The sequence below is a fragment of the Flavobacterium shii genome (assembly GCF_025847235.1).
Taxonomy (GTDB): Bacteria; Bacteroidota; Bacteroidia; order Flavobacteriales; family Flavobacteriaceae; genus Flavobacterium; species Flavobacterium shii.
On sequence record NZ_JAOZEW010000025.1, the window covers coordinates 74,425 to 92,198 of the forward strand.

The 17,774-nt window shown below is 31.9% G+C and carries 17 protein-coding genes; 8 read left to right on the forward strand and 9 right to left on the reverse strand.

The window, feature by feature from the left end; translation table 11 throughout:
- Nucleotides 1-102 precede the first annotated feature (102 nt).
- The 3 genes from OIU83_RS20025 to OIU83_RS20035 form a co-directional block, all read right to left on the reverse strand.
- Nucleotides 103-966 carry an alpha/beta hydrolase gene (locus tag OIU83_RS20025; RefSeq protein ID WP_264208041.1) on the reverse strand — a complete coding sequence of 288 codons (864 nt, stop codon included), beginning with the start codon at nt 964-966 and terminating at the stop codon, nt 103-105.
- A 385-nt stretch (nt 967-1,351) separates the two neighbouring features.
- The gene (locus OIU83_RS20030) at nt 1,352-3,391 is read right to left on the reverse strand and encodes a M13 family metallopeptidase (RefSeq protein WP_264208042.1); all 2,040 of its coding nucleotides are present in this window, start codon (nt 3,389-3,391) and stop codon (nt 1,352-1,354) included.
- Nucleotides 3,392-3,784: 393 nt separating this feature from the next.
- Nucleotides 3,785-4,657: an AraC family transcriptional regulator gene (locus OIU83_RS20035; protein ID WP_264208043.1), complete on the reverse strand. Its 873-nt coding sequence runs from the start codon at nt 4,655-4,657 to the stop codon at nt 3,785-3,787.
- Nucleotides 4,658-4,845: 188 nt separating this feature from the next.
- Between OIU83_RS20035 and OIU83_RS20040 the strand changes: the two genes are divergently transcribed.
- Both OIU83_RS20040 and OIU83_RS20045 read left to right on the forward strand, forming a co-directional pair.
- Nucleotides 4,846-5,250, forward strand: a complete 405-nt coding sequence (locus OIU83_RS20040; RefSeq protein ID WP_264208044.1) for a secretion protein — start codon at nt 4,846-4,848, stop codon at nt 5,248-5,250.
- 397 nt (nt 5,251-5,647) lie between these two features.
- The gene (locus OIU83_RS20045; RefSeq protein ID WP_264208045.1) at nt 5,648-6,028 is read left to right on the forward strand and encodes a secretion protein; all 381 of its coding nucleotides are present in this window, start codon (nt 5,648-5,650) and stop codon (nt 6,026-6,028) included.
- Nucleotides 6,029-6,116: 88 nt separating this feature from the next.
- Here the strand turns inward: OIU83_RS20045 and OIU83_RS20050 are convergent, their stop codons facing one another.
- The 4 genes from OIU83_RS20050 to OIU83_RS20065 all read right to left on the reverse strand — a co-directional run bounded on the left by OIU83_RS20050 (nt 6,117) and on the right by OIU83_RS20065 (nt 8,333).
- Entirely contained in the window at nt 6,117-6,464 is a 348-nt protein-coding gene (locus OIU83_RS20050) for a transcriptional regulator (protein ID WP_264208046.1), read from the reverse strand.
- A 27-nt stretch (nt 6,465-6,491) separates the two neighbouring features.
- Nucleotides 6,492-6,722 (reverse strand): hypothetical protein, encoded by a 231-nt coding sequence (locus OIU83_RS20055; RefSeq protein WP_264208047.1) that lies wholly within the window; start codon nt 6,720-6,722, stop codon nt 6,492-6,494.
- Nucleotides 6,723-6,794: 72 nt separating this feature from the next.
- Complete coding sequence (locus tag OIU83_RS20060; RefSeq protein WP_264208048.1) at nt 6,795-7,637, reverse strand: BRO-N domain-containing protein; 843 nt, start codon at nt 7,635-7,637, stop codon at nt 6,795-6,797.
- A gap of 288 nt (nt 7,638-7,925) precedes the next feature.
- Nucleotides 7,926-8,333 carry a helix-turn-helix domain-containing protein gene (locus OIU83_RS20065; RefSeq protein ID WP_264208049.1) on the reverse strand — a complete coding sequence of 136 codons (408 nt, stop codon included), beginning with the start codon at nt 8,331-8,333 and terminating at the stop codon, nt 7,926-7,928.
- Nucleotides 8,334-8,493: 160 nt separating this feature from the next.
- Here OIU83_RS20065 and OIU83_RS20070 point away from each other — a divergent pair, with 160 nt between their 5' ends.
- Nucleotides 8,494-8,817: a hypothetical protein gene (locus OIU83_RS20070; RefSeq protein WP_264208050.1), complete on the forward strand. Its 324-nt coding sequence runs from the start codon at nt 8,494-8,496 to the stop codon at nt 8,815-8,817.
- Between the two features lie 275 nt (nt 8,818-9,092).
- On the opposite strand, the gene OIU83_RS20075 is transcribed toward OIU83_RS20070, so the two are convergent.
- Both OIU83_RS20075 and OIU83_RS20080 read right to left on the reverse strand, forming a co-directional pair.
- The gene (locus tag OIU83_RS20075) at nt 9,093-10,877 is read right to left on the reverse strand and encodes a hypothetical protein (protein ID WP_264208051.1); all 1,785 of its coding nucleotides are present in this window, start codon (nt 10,875-10,877) and stop codon (nt 9,093-9,095) included.
- A 109-nt stretch (nt 10,878-10,986) separates the two neighbouring features.
- Nucleotides 10,987-14,487 carry a methylmalonyl-CoA mutase family protein gene (locus tag OIU83_RS20080; RefSeq protein ID WP_264208052.1) on the reverse strand — a complete coding sequence of 1,167 codons (3,501 nt, stop codon included), beginning with the start codon at nt 14,485-14,487 and terminating at the stop codon, nt 10,987-10,989.
- Nucleotides 14,488-14,893: 406 nt separating this feature from the next.
- On the opposite strand from OIU83_RS20080, the gene OIU83_RS20085 reads away from it, so the two are divergent.
- The 5 genes from OIU83_RS20085 (at nt 14,894) to OIU83_RS20105 (ending at nt 17,416) form a co-directional block, all read left to right on the forward strand.
- Nucleotides 14,894-15,196, forward strand: a complete 303-nt coding sequence (locus tag OIU83_RS20085; RefSeq protein ID WP_264208053.1) for a hypothetical protein — start codon at nt 14,894-14,896, stop codon at nt 15,194-15,196.
- 39 nt (nt 15,197-15,235) lie between these two features.
- Entirely contained in the window at nt 15,236-15,592 is a 357-nt protein-coding gene (locus OIU83_RS20090; RefSeq protein ID WP_264208054.1) for a hypothetical protein, read from the forward strand.
- Between the two features lie 282 nt (nt 15,593-15,874).
- Complete coding sequence (locus tag OIU83_RS20095; RefSeq protein WP_264208055.1) at nt 15,875-16,231, forward strand: hypothetical protein; 357 nt, start codon at nt 15,875-15,877, stop codon at nt 16,229-16,231.
- Nucleotides 16,232-16,236: 5 nt separating this feature from the next.
- Complete coding sequence (locus tag OIU83_RS20100; protein ID WP_264208056.1) at nt 16,237-16,791, forward strand: hypothetical protein; 555 nt, start codon at nt 16,237-16,239, stop codon at nt 16,789-16,791.
- Between the two features lie 151 nt (nt 16,792-16,942).
- On the forward strand, nt 16,943-17,416 hold the full coding sequence (locus tag OIU83_RS20105) for a cytochrome c oxidase assembly factor 1 family protein (RefSeq protein WP_264208057.1): 474 nt from the start codon (nt 16,943-16,945) through the stop codon (nt 17,414-17,416).
- Nucleotides 17,417-17,774 lie beyond the last annotated feature (358 nt).

Sequence of the window (17,774 nt, forward strand, 5' to 3'; positions counted from 1 at the left end):
GTTCCATTAAGCGATCCAATTTTTAAGACTTAATAAACCTTAATCTCTTAATGGTTAGTTTTTTTTGCCACAGATCAAAATTTTTAATTCGTGTTTCGTCTTTTAATTTACAACAACGCCATTCTTCGCTAATACTTTACTAAAATACAATACATGGTACGGCAATGAGTTTTCCCAATATTCCCAGGTATGCGCTCCTGGTCTTTCGGTGTAATCATGTTCTACTTTATTATAAACTAGTCTTCGGTGTAATTCACGATTGGGCTCTATTAAAAAATCATCAACTCCACAATCCATAATTAAAGCTAGTTTATTGGCTTTCATTTTATCTACCATCCCAAGTACTGCATAAGATGCATATACTTCCTGTGATGCTCCTTCTTTTCCAAAAACTGGTGCCATTAATTCGGTTACCTTGGCTGGGTCACGATAAAGCATTATACCCATATCTACAGCGCCACTCATACTTCCTGCAGCACAAAATAAATCCGGATGCTTGGATGATAAATACAATGCTCCATGACCTCCCATAGAAAGTCCCGAAATTACTCTACCCTTTTTATCCCTAATTGTACGATAGGTTTTATCAATTTTCTCAATTACTTCTTTGGTAATATAAGTCTCAAACTGGCTTTCTTTATTTACTGGACTATCCAAGTAAAAACTAAATGTTTCTCCTTCGGGCATTACAATTATCAAATTGTATTGATCGGATAAATTTTGCACTAATTTTTTATCTGGTGTATTTTTCAACCAATCCCCAAAATGTCCGTAAGCCCCATGCAATAAATACAATACTGGATAGGAAGCTTTACTTTTGACATAAGAATTTGGTAAAACAACTGCCGTCTTATAAGTTTTCCCCATTGCTACACTCTCTATTTGCAGGGTATCTACTTTGGCACCATAAGATAAAAGGCAACTGAATAAAAAAACAGCCAACAATACAATTTTAAAGTTTTTCATTTTTTCTATAAAGGAATTAAGGTTCTGAGGCTCTAAGATATGAAAAAGGTTTGAAAAAAGGTTCTTAAAAAAAGGCTCAAAGGTGCTGAGGCATAAAGGGACAAAGGTTAAAAGGGAGGTGCTGAGAAACTAAGATACTAAGGTTTGGATTAAACATACAATAACCGCTATCTTGCCCGAAACTTAGTTCTTATCCTCAAGCTTCTTCTTCTAAAAAAAATCTCCGCAAGAAACGTGACATGTTTGTGTCAGTTTCTTGCGGAGATTTCTCGTGCAAGTTTATGAATAAGATTGCGTTTGTTTTATGTTCAATCCAACCCCCAGTGCCTTTGAACCTTTCTTCAAACCTATAAATAACCTTAGTCTCTCAACACCTTAAAAAAGCTTACCAAATAACTACTCGTAAACTATCTGGTTGATACATCTTATCTCCTTTTTTTACATTGAATGCTTTATAGAATTCTGGGATATTGCTTAATGGTCCGTTTACTCTAAATTGCTCTGGCGCATGCACATCGGTCATGATTTGATTAATCTTCGACTCATCTCTCCTATTTATCATCCATGAATAGGCATAAGCAAGGAAATAACGCTGATCTGGAGTTAATCCGCTAATTTTTTCATTGTTTTTATATTGTGCCGTTTTCTTAAATGCCTCATATCCTACAACCACACCGCCAAGATCGGCAATATTTTCTCCTTGAGTAGCTTCGCCATTTACATGTTTACCAAGAACAGTAAATTTATTATACTGCGAAACAATTAATTTAGTCTTAGCTTGAAATTTCTTTAAATCTTCGGCAGTCCACCAATTATTTAAGTTCCCATTTTCGTCATATTGACTTCCCTGATCGTCAAAACCATGCGTGATTTCATGTCCAAAGAAAGAACCTCCGATTATTCCATATAATATAGCATCATCCGGCATACGCCCTTCATAACCCGGTACAATAGCATTACATGCCGGAATTACAATTTCGTTATTACTAGGACTGTAATACGCATTGTAGGTTTGTGGCTGCATACTCCATTCGGTTCTGTCTACAGGCTTACCATATTTACCAGCCATATAGTTATAATGCCAGGAATTGGCTTTTATCACATTACTGCAATACGAATTTCTATCAATCGTAAGTTTACTCATGTCTTTCCATTTATCAGGATATCCCACTTTCATTACAATTTTGCTCAATTTTTTCAATGCTTTTTCTTTGGTAGCATCACTCATCCAATCTAGTTTCTTGATATGCAAAGCAAATACATCACGAATATTATTCCCGATTTCCAGTAACTTCTCTTTAATCCCTTTTGGCAAATACTCAGCAACATAAACCTGCCCTATTAAATCACCCAAAAAATCATCGGTTTGACCAACAACTCTTTTCCAACGTGGTTTTTGAGTAGTTACGCCATTCATTACAGTAGAGAAGAATTTGAAATTCTGATTCTCGATAGCTGCATTTAGATAATCGGCATAAGAATTTACCAAATTCCATTTAAGATATGTTTTCCAATCCTCAATTGTATAACTTTTCAATAATCCGTTTAATGCTTTAAAAAACTCTGGTTGCCCAACAATTACCGAATCAGCTTTGGCAATTCCTAAAACTGGCAAAACAGTTTTCCAATCTATATTTGGAGTCATTTTATTAAATTCATCCACTGTAATTTTATTGTAATTTTTTACAGGATCACGAAGCAATTCAAGTTTACGAGAAGATTTTGCCAAATCTGTTTCGAGTTTCATTATACTTGCAGCACTTTTGGAAGCACTTGCTCCATCTTCACCTATTAATTTCATCATAGCTTCAAGATGAGCCAAATATTCTTTACGAATAGAAACATTTCGTTTGTCTCCATCCAGATAAAAATCTCTTTGTCCCATTCCTAATCCGCCCTGATTAAAAAACAAAGCATATTTGGTACTTATCTTGTCATCTTGTCCCACATAAAATGAGAAAGCAGGACTTGCCCCAATTGTTTGTAAATGTGCTATAGAAGTTACCAAAGAAGGAATATCTTTTATAGATTCTATATTTTTCATTTCGCTTTTAAGCGGATTTAAACCTGCTTTTTCTATAGAAATAGTATCCATACCCGAAGCATAAAAATCACCTATTTTTTGTTTATTACTTCCTTTTGCTGCCGACGCATCTTCAGCCGATTTTTCGCAAATGCTTTTTATTTGAGCATTAATAGTATCGGTAACAAGCCTCATAATACCGTTATTACTATCTGTTTTAAGAATTGGATTCTTTTTAAACCATCCATTATTAGCATAATTAAAAAAATCATCCGCAGGATTTACAGTAGTATCACGGTTGGTTATTAATGGATCTGGAAATACTGCTGCCTCTTTTTTATTACAGCTAGAAACTACAATTCCAGCAAATGTGAATACAATAAGTTTTTTAAATAAATTCATTAAGTTATAATTTTGGTGTATTTGATTAAATCTAACTAATTACTATCTGTTTGTTATAATACTTAGCAACAAACATGTAAATATAAATTTTTATCACATATAAAATGAGACTTCATTTCTAAATAATAAATTATTACTAGCCAGTAATTGGGTTCTTAAAACAGACTTGATAGAATTCAAATTATGAAGATTGTCTAAAAAAGGTAACACGGATGATACGGATTCGCCAAGGCGAAAACACAGATAAAAACGGATTTTATTTTTATTATTTTCAAAATCCGTTTTTATCCGCGTCTTTACTTTTGTAAACCCGTATCATCCATGTTCCCTTTTTTCTTCCCGTAGATTAAAAAAAGTTTTGCGCTCTTTGCGGTAAAATCTTTGCGGTTAAGACTACTTAATGACCGTTTTTAATTCCTGACGGTATTGCAAGGCGCTTTTTCCTGTATAGGTTTTAAATAACTTACTAAAGTGACTAAAATTATTAAAACCGCTTTCGTAACAAACTTCATTTATACTAATAGGCTTTTCTGCCAAAAGTTTAGAGGCATGTACCAAACGATATTCATTTACAAAAGTGGTAAATGTTTTATTGGTTATTTTTTTAAAGTATCGGCAAAATGAAGGTACTGTCATACTTATAAGATTCGAAACTTCATCTAAAGAAATGGCTTCCTGAAAATGATCCTTTACATAATTAAAAATAACATTAATACGATCATTATCCTGTGCATATAATTCCAACGAAAAACCATCCGCATTTAAAACCGTATAATCTTCCGAAGATTGTAATTCGTCCAAAATACTCAATAGTGTTAACAGTCGCTCCAATGGAAGTTGATGTTCCATCATTTCGATTTTATTCCCAATACGTTTTTTAGTTTCTCCAGTAAATGCGATTCCTCCTTTAGCCTGACTAAAAACGTTTTGGACATTTTTCATTTCGGGAGCTCCAAAAAAATCATTTCCTAAGAATTCTGGTTTAATGTGAATAACAGTTTCATTCTTATTCCCTGTTTGTTCATTAGTAAAACCACAATGAGGTAAATTAGTACCTATTAATATCAAATCTCCATTTGTATAATAAGAAACGTGGCTTCCTATTTGTCTTTTTCCAGCACCTCCATTTACGTAAACCAACTCAATTTCAAGATGATAATGCCATAAATGAGCTTTACTATTACTTTTTTCGGCGTGTTTGATATAAGAAAAAGAACTTCCGTAGGAGTTAGATATCACTTCAAGAGCGGGGGCGATGGTCTTCATGATAAAATCTTTAAAAAATAATAGCAAAATTAACTAAAACGCCTAATATAATTCAAAATTTAACCTATAACGCTTTCGTAAATGAGAATATAGCATAGAAATCTGCCAATAGAGTTGTGTAAAATATTGTATTCCTGAAGTAATTTAGCATCAGAGATTTAGAACTAATAATTAAAAAAACTACAGCCATGAAAAAGATTCTAAAATTAAGTTTGGTAATTGCAGTACTATTAACAGGAATGAGTACTTACGCAATTGATGGAAATGCAGATTTTGCTCTTCACGTAAGAAAAGGCGATGGTAAACTAATTAGCTTTGCTTTAAACAATGTACCTAAAGCAAATCTTTCTATTTACGACAAAGATGGTATTTTAATTTACTCTGAATATGCAACGGGTAAAGGTGGAATTTTAAAAGCATTTGATTTACAAGAGTTTCCAGAGGGAACTTATTACTTGGATATTGAGGATAATGTGAAAAAAGTGAGATATGAAATTAACGTTTCCAATGAAGCATCTACATTATATACAAAAGCAGTTTCTCAAACATACAAGACAAATTATGATAAAAATACTAGTGTAGCAATACGCTAAAAAATTAGGTTACCCTCATTTATTAAAGTGAGTTATTAGTTAGTAAAGTTAAAAACGATATCGTTTATAAACAGCTCTTTTATTAAAAGGAGCTGTTTTTTTTATTCCAAAACATTGCTAAATCTTCAAAATAAAGTACTTTTTTCAATCTTGTTTTGTTTTAAATTCACACTTTATACACTAATTACTACAAAAATATAAAGTACTGATTAAAAAAATATTATAAAAAATACATCCAACATAGCTACAAATCCGTATATAGCTCAAGATGGCAGCGAAAGACTTTTAAGTCAGTTACTTAGAACAAAAATTAACATGAAAAATATTTTGTAATTAACGAACTATTTGTAGTTTTGCGCGACCACGAATTGGAAATTTAAGAACAAAAAACAAAGACATGAAGAAGATTTTAGGATTAAGCTTAGTATTGGTTATTTTTTTTACAACGATGAGTACTTATGCGATTGATGGAAAAGGAGATTATATTTTAAATATAAAAACCGGAAATGGCAAAGTAGTTAGTTTTACCTTAAATGGAGAACAAAAATCTAATTATTCAATTTTTGATGGAGAAAGTCACTTGATCTACAAAGGACTGGCAGCAGATGAATTAGAAACTTCAAAAACAGTAAGCTTAGAAGGATTTCCTGCAGGAACTTATTACTTGGAATTACAAGACAATGCTAAGAAAGTGAAACATGAAATTGTTGTAAAATCTTCAAAAGCAAATAAAAAATCAGACGAAACTTTCAACCAAAGCCCAGCTTTTCGTCGTTAATAATTATACCCCGCTTAAATAAAGCATTACAAACAAACTAGTTAATTATAAAAGCAGCTCCTTTTCAAGGGCTGCTTTTTTTATGGAATTATTTTTCTTTTAGTAATTTTTCTAAATATTCTACTTTATCCTTTTCGGATTGAACCAAGCGTTCGTAAAGTTTTTTGTTTTCTTCTACTGTTTCCATTAATTTATCTAATGGATTGAATGTACAATTATTAAGTCCAAAATAGTTATTAGGACTTTCATTGAAAGTATTAAAATAATTAATTGCTGCTTCGTCAGAAAAATTCTTAATTGCATCTACAGTTACACCAAGCACTTTTGCTCCTTCAATCAGTTTTTCTTCATCTATGGTTTCGCTATTTTCTATGGCAGATATAGCGCGCTGTGTGAAGTCTCCCGACTTCGCACCCGTCGCTATATTCTGTTCCAAATTTATCTTTTTGATTCTCTTTGCGCATTATTGGAATTGATACGAAATCGGGAAACTTCGCCTCAGCAATTGCGAACACTTCGTGGAACGGGTTTTAGCATCATACTTTTTAGGCAAATATATTGCATACGATTCCGTTGGCGTAGTTGTAATTTTTACCGAATCGATAATAACTCCCGTTTGTAACAATTGCTTATCTTGGCTATAACAAAAAACCGTAACAAAAAGAAACAAAATATAATAGGTAGTGTTTTTCATAACACTAAAATATAAAAAAACCTTTCATCTCTGAAAGGTTTCTAAATTAATAAAATTCTCTATTATGAGGTATTACTCCTCTTTTTTAGGATTAATTTGTTGTTGCAACATTTCCTTAGCATTAAGTGCTGTAACTACTTTTTTTCCTGTTTTGGATTCTAATTCTTTTAAAGCCACTTTTGCAACGTTGCCACCTTGTTTAGCAACGTCTTTACTTTCATCAAAACTTTCTGGTTTAATAGCGCTAGAGATTTCTTTTGTAGATGCTTCAGCCAACATATTCAGAATTAATTCTGTATTTGTCATGTTATCTCTCAAATTCTCTTTCTTCAATCCTTTAAGTATTTTATACTCTTTAGTTGTCTTTCCTGACCATGCGTTTGAAATGATATCTGTTAATGTTGCAAATTGAGTTCCTTCTTGAATACCTCTACTCTTCCATTCATTAGTTAATTCTTTACGAATTTCAATACTTTTCAAACGCTGATTTATCCAACTTTCAGAATATCCTAATTGCAAATACTGCTCTAAAGCTCTGTCTATGGAAAGTTCGGGATCCTGCATTTCATCCAAACGTTCTGATGCTATTTGCGCCAACCATAGCTTAAATGGTTCTGCTTTTGGTGAAGGAATTGATTGTATTAAACGAAATAATTGTTCTGTATCTGCTACATCCGTTTTGTAATATTTACCATCCGTTGACTGCATTTTCAGTTGACTACAAATTGTAGTCAACTGACTTCCTTCTTTCTTTAAACGTATTTTTAATACGCTCCAATATTTTCTTGAATTAAGACTGTCTGTTAATACCTGTATAATATCAACAATAGAAAAATACCATTTCTCCTCTTCTTGATTCCAAATAGTTCTTACTCTTTTTTCTTCAAATATCTGAATACCTTCCTGCTTCTTCATTTCCTATATTCTTCTTTAAAATTCCTCAAGTCCAATTAATATTCCCTCTAAATTTAATGCAATATTTTCAATATCAAATATATTTAAAAATTTCATTAAAAATAAGAAAAAACCTATTTAAAACAGAGTGGAATAAATTAATAGTAAGATATATAAATCCCTATTTAAGACATGAAAAAGGCAGCTTGATTGAGCTGCCTTTTTTATTATTTTAATCCTATACTGCCCTCCTACTTCAAACAATGCCGAAGTAATTTGACCAAGTGAACATACTCCCTTTAAAAAATGTTATTTTCCTGCCAGTAATTTTTCTAAATATTCTACTTTATCCTTTTCGGTTTGAACCAAACGTTCGTAAAGTTTTTTGTTCTCTTCTACTGTTTCCATTAATTTATCTAATGGATTAAAAGTACAATTATTAAGTCCAAAATAGTTATTAGGACTTTCATTGAAAGTATTAAAATAATTAATTGCTGCTTCGTCCGAAAAATTCTTAATAGCATCTACCGTTACACCAAGTGCTTTTGCTACTTCAATCAATTTTTCTTCGTCTATGGTTTCGCTATTTTCTAAAGCCGATATAGCTTGTTGGTTTGTTCCTAAAGCCTGCGCCAAAGCTTCCTGTTTCATATCACGAAGTTCACGAATACGGCTAATTTTTCGCCCTATATGATTTGGTTTTGTAAGTGTGCTCATAATTCAAAGATAATGATTAAGTATAATAAAAAACAAGATGTAAAAAACATATTTAGCGCTGTACAATACGGCAAAAAATGATTTGGTACAGTACAATCAATTACTTCCTTCGCCGAAGTAAAACAAAAGTAAGATTTTTATTATAATAAAATATACAATCATGGAAACCAATGAAACTAAAACCTTAGAGAATCTCAAAAGATTAATCGCCTTACATTTCCGTACCCTAAAACCTACCAATGACAAATCGAAAGCTTACATCGCTCAAATTAAGTTTGTAAATTATTTTGAGTTGGGTTGCGTTATTACCGATATGCTAAAATTATGCATTCTGGCACTAGATGAAGAAACTCATAAACTTTCAGAGAAAAATAAAAATGAAGCTATTAATGTGAGTTTGATTTTGGAAACCGTTCTGCATATGTTTCCTTTAGATGAATTTGAATTTTTGAGTGATGTTTGTGAGGTGGTTGGTGGGGAATGATGATAATGTTTTGACTTTCGTTGATATGAGCAAAGAGGTTAATGCATAGAAAAATAACTACCAATATTGTTGCTGTACGAAGTCTCCCGACTTCGTACCCACTCCAATAATCCGAAAACACAATCAAAAAAATAAATTTGGAACAGAATATAGCAACGGGTACGAAGTCGGGAGACTTCGCCACAGCAATTGCGAACACTTCGTAGAGCGAGATTTCAATTTTGTTATATAAACTTTGGGTTCTCGAGCGGGACGCTGTGCCAACAGGTAAAAGCCTATTCCTCTAGCCATTTTAAACCTTTTATTCTATTAGCAATTAATCCTTCTTTAATTTTAGCATGCAAAACATGGTCAAAAGTTCTTAAGAAATTATATCGATTAAAATTAGCCTTATTATTATAATTAGACATTAGAAGATATGTATCTAGAATTTTGAAAAAATTGTTTTTTTTATCTATTAAACTTTGTTCCATATCCTGTAAATGACTTACGTTCATTATACACAAATCTTTAATATTATGTTCTTTTGCTTTTTTATTAATTCCCTCTTTTTCTAATAATTCATTAAATTTTCTTTTAAAAACAAATGAAGCTAAAGAGGAGCTAAATATGGGATCGTTAACAATTAATATTGGGTAAAGCTGAACTTTCCGATTTGAATTAAATTTATCATCTGTAATATGATTTTTATACAAATGAAATTTTTTAATAGTTTTGGAAACAAGTTGAACTAAGCCATAATCATCATAAAATTCTTCTAAATTTAATTTTCTAAAATCATCAATTGTGGAAACCGTTTTATATCCATTAATAATCGCTAGATATGAACTTTTTGCTTCGATTAATGCAATATTTTGTTTTTCACGAATATAAAAATCTGCATATTCAATTGGTCTACCCTCTATCTTAAATTTTAATTCATCGGTAGATCTGAAAATAAATTCTGGAGTATTTGAAAATGACTCCAGAAAAATTTCGCATAAAAAAGGTTCGTAAAAATCTGTGCCTATAAAACTTCCCCAATCTTTCCTTGTACAAATCTTATTAGGCTTTAAATAATCAAACCAAAAATCATTTATTAATAGTGAATATGCCTTTTCTAAAAAAAATCCATCGTCAAGTATAAGATATCCAATAGTATCTTTTTCGTCTTTCATCCTTCCTTTAAATAAAGGGCTTTTTTTAATCCGTGAGAAATCAAAAACCTCTAAATTATCTTTTTCTAAAACTTTAAATTCACAATCAGCACTAAAAGCATCAAGTACTTTAATTGTGTCCAGTTCACTTTTTAAAACATTAAGATATCTTAATTTTAAAGTCTCATCGTAACTTTTTATATAGGCCCAAAAAATATTCTTTAAAAATGCATCTGCGTTTTCAACTTTATAATACCAGGTTAGATAATTTTTAAAATGGTTCGAAAAAATATGATGATTTTCAATTTTATGCAATAGAAACCATGATTTATAGAAAACATTAATCGAGTTAGAACATTCATTATATTGATTGTGATGCAATTCTCGGAACATAAAAAACTCAAAAAAATCATTTCCAAGTTGTTCATAACCTTCTTTTTTATAATTGCTATCTCCTTTTAAAATTTGATTATTAGCAATTAATAAGAATTTGAATATTCTTTCTCTGTTATCAAAATTGTATTCCGGCGTTTCTTTCGCGAAACCATTAAAATTCAAAATTTCTTGTAAAGCATACAAACAAGTTACTCTAGAAAATAAGTTATTATTAGAAGGTGTAATAATATATTTATTAATTATTGATAAGCAAAATGATTGCTCAATATGATTTTCATTGTCTAGAAAAATTGTTCTCAAACAATTGATTTGTGTATCTCTTGAATCATCAAAATGACTTACTCCTAGAGGTTTTAGCCTTGTATTGATCGCAACAATAGTAGCGATAAGTTCTTCTTTTGGAATATCTATTATAAGCTCAATTGGGTTATCTGGAATTGGTGCAGTATAAAAATCTGAATATTTAATTAAATTACCCAACATATAATAGTATTTTTTATTTTTTCCTAAGCTAATATATACAAACATTTTCTTATAAAATTAAGGAAACCCGTAAATTGCTAAATATTTTCCAATTATAGTAATAAAAAAACCTCCCATTTCTGAGAGGTTTTCCTAAATCTATAAAATAGTAAAATTACATATTCCTTCTATACTGTCCTCCTACTTCAAACAATGCTGAAGTAATTTGACCAAGCGAACAAACCTTTGTTGCTTCCATTAAATGAGCGAATAAGTTTTCGTTTTTAATAGCTGCATCTTGCAAAATATTTAAATGTTCTTTTACAGATTCTTTATGATACTCATGTAAGTTGTTCAACATATCTATCTGATATTGTTTTTCTTCTTCGGTTGCACGAATAACCTCTGCAGGAATAACTGTTGGAGATCCTTTTGAACTCAAGAAAGTGTTTACACCTACAATCGGGAAATCTCCGTTATGTTTCAATGTTTCATAATACAAACTCTCTTCCTGAATTTTAGAACGTTGGTACATGGTTTCCATTGCACCAAGAACTCCACCACGCTCTGTAATACGGTCGAATTCTTGTAAAACAGCCGCTTCTACCAAGTCGGTTAATTCTTCGATTATAAAAGATCCTTGTATTGGGTTTTCGTTTTTGGCTAAACCTAGTTCTTTATTAATAATCAGTTGTATTGCCATAGCACGACGAACAGATTCTTCGGTAGGTGTTGTAATTGCCTCATCATACGCATTGGTATGTAATGAATTACAGTTGTCATAAATAGCATATAATGCTTGCAATGTGGTACGAATATCATTAAAATCAATCTCTTGTGCGTGCAATGAACGTCCTGAAGTCTGAATATGATATTTAAGCATTTGTGCTCTTTCGTTTGCACCATATTTAATCTTCATGGCTTTTGCCCAAATTTTACGCGCTACACGACCAATAACTGCATATTCTGGATCTACTCCATTCGAGAAAAAGAACGATAAGTTTGGTCCAAAATCGTTGATACTCATTCCGCGGCTCAAATAGTATTCTACGTAAGTAAAACCATTAGAAAGCGTAAATGCTAATTGCGTAATTGGGTTTGCTCCTGCCTCGGCAATATGATATCCTGAAATAGAAACCGAATAAAAATTACGTACGTTTTGCGTAATAAAATATTCCTGAACATCTCCCATTAATCGTAAAGCAAATTCGGTAGAGAAAATACAAGTATTTTGTGCCTGATCTTCTTTAAGAATATCGGCTTGAACCGTTCCTCGTACTTGCGAAAGCGTTTTGGCTTTTATATCATTATATACATCTATAGGTAAAACCTCATCACCAGTAACTCCCAGAAGCATTAATCCTAAACCATTATTTCCTGCTGGCAAATCGCCTTGGTATTTAGGTCTTGTAATTCCTTTGGCTGCGTATAGTTTGGTGATTTTTTGTTCTACTTCTTTCTCTAAATCATTGGCTTTAATGTAATACTCACATTGCTGATCTATTGCAGCATTCATAAAGAAACCTAGCAACATTGGTGCTGGCCCGTTTATAGTCATACTCACTGATGTTAAAGCATGAACTAAATCGAAACCAGAATATAGTTTTTTGGCATCATCCAGACAACAAATAGAAACTCCGGCATTTCCGATTTTACCATAAATATCTGGTCGTACATCGGGATCATTACCATATAATGTCACACTATCAAAAGCTGTCGAAAGACGTTTTGCTGGTAATCCTGCACTCACGTAATGAAAACGCTTGTTGGTTCTTTCTGGCCCACCTTCTCCAGCAAACATACGCGATGGATCTTCTCCTTCTCTCTTAAAAGGATATAATCCTGATGTAAACGGAAATTCTCCAGGAACATTTTCTTGCAAACACCAACGCAAGATATCTCCCCAAGCTTCGTATTTAGGCAACGCTATTTTCGGGATTTGTTGGTGCGATAAACTTTCGGTATGTGTGGCTATTTTTATTTCCTTATCACGAACTTTAAAGCTGTAAACAGGATTTTTGTATTTGTTTACTTTTTCATCCCAAGTTAGGATCATCTCCCAATTGTATGGATCTAAATCCATTTTTACCTTATCAAACTGGTTTAGCAAAAGGTTTAAAAAGACTCTATTTTCGTCAAGTCCTTCGACTCCGCTCAGGATGACACTATTGTCGTCGATTCCTGCCTTTGTGATTACAGGGATTTTGCCCGTAACACTTTCGATAGTTTTAAAAATACCGTATAACTTTTGAGCCACTTGTTGTTGTGACAAAGCTGTTTGGTCATACTTACGATTGTTCTCGGCAATTTCAGATAAATATCTTGTTCTGTGTGGTGGAATTACGAATATTTTCTCGCTCATTTCACGAGTAATTTCGAAAGTCGATTTTAAATCTGATTCCGTTTTTTCGACAATTTTATCCATGATAGATTTATACAATGTATTCATCCCCGGATCATTAAACTGCGAAGCAATTGTTCCAAAAACAGGCATATCGTCTGGGTTTTTATCCCAAAGATTATGATTGCGTTGGTATTGTTTTTTTACATCACGTATGGCGTCTAGCGCGCCACGTTTGTCGAATTTGTTTAATGCTACTAAATCGGCAAAATCAAGCATGTCGATTTTTTCCAATTGTGTTGCTGCTCCAAATTCTGGTGTCATTACATATAAGGAAACATCTGAGTGGTCCATAATCTCTGTATCTGACTGACCAATTCCTGAAGTTTCTAAAATGATAATATCATATTTAGCCGCTTTAAGAACCTGAATCGCTTCGGCAACATATTTAGATAATGCTAAATTTGATTGACGTGTTGCCAATGAACGCATATAAACTCTAGGATTATTAATAGCATTCATTCGGATTCTATCTCCTAAAAGTGCTCCTCCTGTTTTACGCTTTGATGGATCTACAGATACGATTCCGATAGTTTTTGTTGGAAAATCGATTAAAAAACGACGTACCAATTCGTCTACCAAAGATGATTTTCCTGCTCCACCAGTTCCTGTAATTCCCAGAACAGGAACATCCCCCCCCGCCCCCGAAGGAGGAGCTTGAAACACTTTGTGAAAATCATCTGGATTATTCTCTGCCAAAGAAATTAATCTTGCAATAACAGGAATCTCCTTAGCTTCCAGTTTTTTTAGAACTTCTTCTTTTCCAAGCTTTAATAATAAAGTTGCATCTGTATTATAATTTACTTTATCAGCGTCGTATTCCCCTCCTTCGGAGGGGTTAGGGGAGGATTTTTCTACCAAATCATTAATCATTCCTTGCAATCCCAAAGAACGTCCATCGTCTGGAGAATAAATTCTTGTAATTCCGTATTCGTGAAGTTCAGCAATTTCGCTTGGCAAGATTACACCACCACCTCCACCAAAAATCTTGATATGTCCAGCTCCTTTTTCATGAAGCAAGTCATACATATATTTAAAATATTCGTTGTGACCACCTTGATAAGATGTCAGAGCAATAGAGTTTGCATCTTCCTGAATGGCTGTATTTACAACTTCTTCGACACTTCGGTCGTGCCCTAAATGAATTACCTCAACACCAGTTGACTGAATAATACGACGCATTATATTAATTGCCGCATCATGTCCATCAAAAAGTGATGCTGCGGTAACAATTCTTACTTTATTTTTTGGAATATAAGGTATTTGTGGTTCCATTTTTGAGAATATGATAATTTTAGGAGAGCAATTTACAAAAAAATTTAATGATTGATTAATTAAGAACCTTTATGTTATTAAAAAAAGAATTGTTTTTTATTGAACGCCTACTATTTGTAAGGTTTATTTACATTATTTATTGCTACAAAAACCTTAATATATTGTCTTAATCTACAATTTAAAAAACTTTCACTAGTAAAGACAACCACTAATTAAAAAGACCTTTGCACTTTAATTTATTAGCGAATAAAAACACTTTCAACATCATAAAAAACATTGTATTACAAAGCGTTATATTTTAAATTATGATTAAAAAACAATTTCATAATATTAAGAAAAATACCTAATACAATCCACTTTTAAAATAGAATCAACAATTTTTATTTAACTATTAAAATACCCTTTAATGCAAAATAAACAAAAAAGTACTCAGATTTTAAGCTTCACTTCGTTAAGCATACTCATTATATTGACAATCGTTTTTTTTATAGCGCCAACTAAAATTGAGGATTTCTGCAAAATTGCTATAATTGCAATTACTCCCTTCTCGCTTTTGACAGCTTTGACATTGTCAATAATAGCTGTTTACACTAATAAAAGATACGTCCTCGGATGGGTATCATTAATTATTATTATTTCATTATTTTCTACAGTAACTTATTTAACATTAGAACTAAAAATTCTTCCACTTGGAGACTGGTTTCATTAATTTTTTTCTTTCCAGAAATAAACTTACAATAATCTAATTATGAAAACAAAAAATACAGAAGGACTTACACTTTTTGAAATACGACAATTAATCCAACAAGGAGGAAAATTTGTTGCGTTTCCTTATACCATTTCTGCCCTATTTATGTCTTTTAAGAAAGAATCGGCGATTTATTTTATTCGCCCTGGTGAAAATACTTTTAAATACTCTTGTGGCTATTTTTTATTGAATTTAACTACTGGCTGGTGGGGACTTCCTTTTGGACCTGTCCATACTATTAGTTCATTATATTATCATATCATTGGCGGAAAAGATTGTACACAAATAATATTGAATGATTTAGAGGAAAACAATCCGGAATATATTCCAGACATACGCTACTTACAATTTGCCTAAACATTAAAAAAAATTATTCAGCAGAATCTCTATAAAATAAAGTTTTAGCATTATGAGCTTTTTTTAGCAAGCTTCTTGTATTAAAAGCTCTATTACTGACTATTGTCTTAAACTATCTGCTTAAAAACTTCTACTGGTAAAAATGTATCATGATAAAAAAGACTTTTGTTAGTTAATTAAAACACTTTATTGTCCCTAATAAAACACAAACAAAAAATACTTTTGTTAAAACACTAGTATATATTTAAGAATACTGCTGTTTAATTCTAAAATCATCACAATATGAAAACCTCTACATCCAAACTATCTATTTTATATGCCCCTTTTGGTGCAACATCTTGTTCATCTAATGATTCTAGCGAAGATGAAACAATTATTCTACAACAAAACCTGTATGATTACTGTGTAGATAATACTTTGCAAAAATCTATAGACCAATTTGGTATTATCATACATAAAGACATTACTCCTCCTAACGTAGAAGGCATTCATAAAATTGACCCTTTTCGTCGCACAATGTCTAATTTTAATGATGCGTTAACAAATACTACTCTTGGAACATTAACTCTTACACTATTCAACCAGATTTCAATAGGACAAGGTCGTCTTTTTACCAATAGCTATGCCAATGCAAAGTAAACAATATGAAAAAATTTGATCTAGAAACATTAAAAAAACTAAGAAAAGGTAATGATACCTATTGTCGATATATCACTATAGATAACAATAATGATACTATCGAAGTCTATCTTAAAGAAAACAGAGACTCCTATCAGGAAACAATTATCTATTTAAATACTCCAATAAAAAAGAGGTTGATGTATGATAAACAGACATTAAATGTAGTAAAGGAAATAGAAAGTTTTTATGATTGTATTATTGGATTCCGAAGAGAATATGATAAAAAAGGGAAACTTTTAGAAGAGATAGATACTGATGAACCATACAAATTTAGCTGGAAGGATTTAGTAGAAAAAATGAAAATGGAATACAACATAGATCTAATGGATTTTAAAGACCAAATCAAAAAAAGCAATCTTGTATCCTCTCTATCAAGAAATGCTCAAGCAATGAAATATTGCATTACTCTTCCATGCGAATTTACGCCTCATGGAGCAAGAGAGCAAAGATTTGAAATTGATGCTACTACTGGAAAGACAATTAGCCATATTGGAAATTCCGGAAAGATAAATTTTTAGCAATAAGAAAATCTAACCAGAATTATAAAGGAAACAAAAGCCACATCTTAAACTAATTGAATTCTTCGCTTGTAGCAAATTTACATGTCAAAATTAAATTCATAAATAGTATCTTGCAAGTACAATTTATCAAAAATAGCTTTACTACATTATGGAAGATTCAAATACGTTAATTATTAGAAAAAATTGGTGGGACAGAAACTGGAAATGGTTTGTTCCAACAGGATGTTTAGGTATCTTAGTGATTTTTGGTTTATTTATTGCTGGTATTTTCTTTGGAATTACCTCTATGATGAAAGGTTCTGATGCTTATAAAGAAGCCATGACCGAAGCGCAACAAAACAAATTAGTGATCGAAAAACTAGGAAGCCCGATTGAAGATGACGGAATGACTTCAGGCAGTATAAATGTGCAGAACGATAGTGGAAATTGCGATTTACAAATTCCGATAAAAGGACCTAAAGGAAAAGGAACTTTATTTATCGTTGCCGAAAAAAGAGGAAACTGGAAATACAGTGAAATGACTGTTTTCATCAAGGCTACTAAAGAAGAAATTGATTTACTAAAGAATAAAACAGATAAAAATTTAGATTCCCCAATACATGAAAATTCGATTAAACAATAACAAATGAAGGTATTGTTCTGAGGTTTTGATCCCGAAGCTTCGGGACTGAGGTTCTAAGGTTCTGAGAAATAAATGGCACTGTCTCTTAAAGTGTGTAAGTTTCATTATGGTTCTTCTCCCGAAATTTCGGGACGCTCAGAATAACAAACTGATTACTATGTGTAAAAATTCCCCATACACAAATTACAAGTCGAATAAAAACAAACCCATCTAAAACACATCTTCCTTCTATCATCTTGCATCTTTCTTCTAACATCTATCATCTTACTTCAAACATCTTGCTTCTCTCCTCACTCCTAATACAAACTATTTTCTCCTTCTAGCCCCGATGGGAACCTACCGTGTGGACACATCTTTT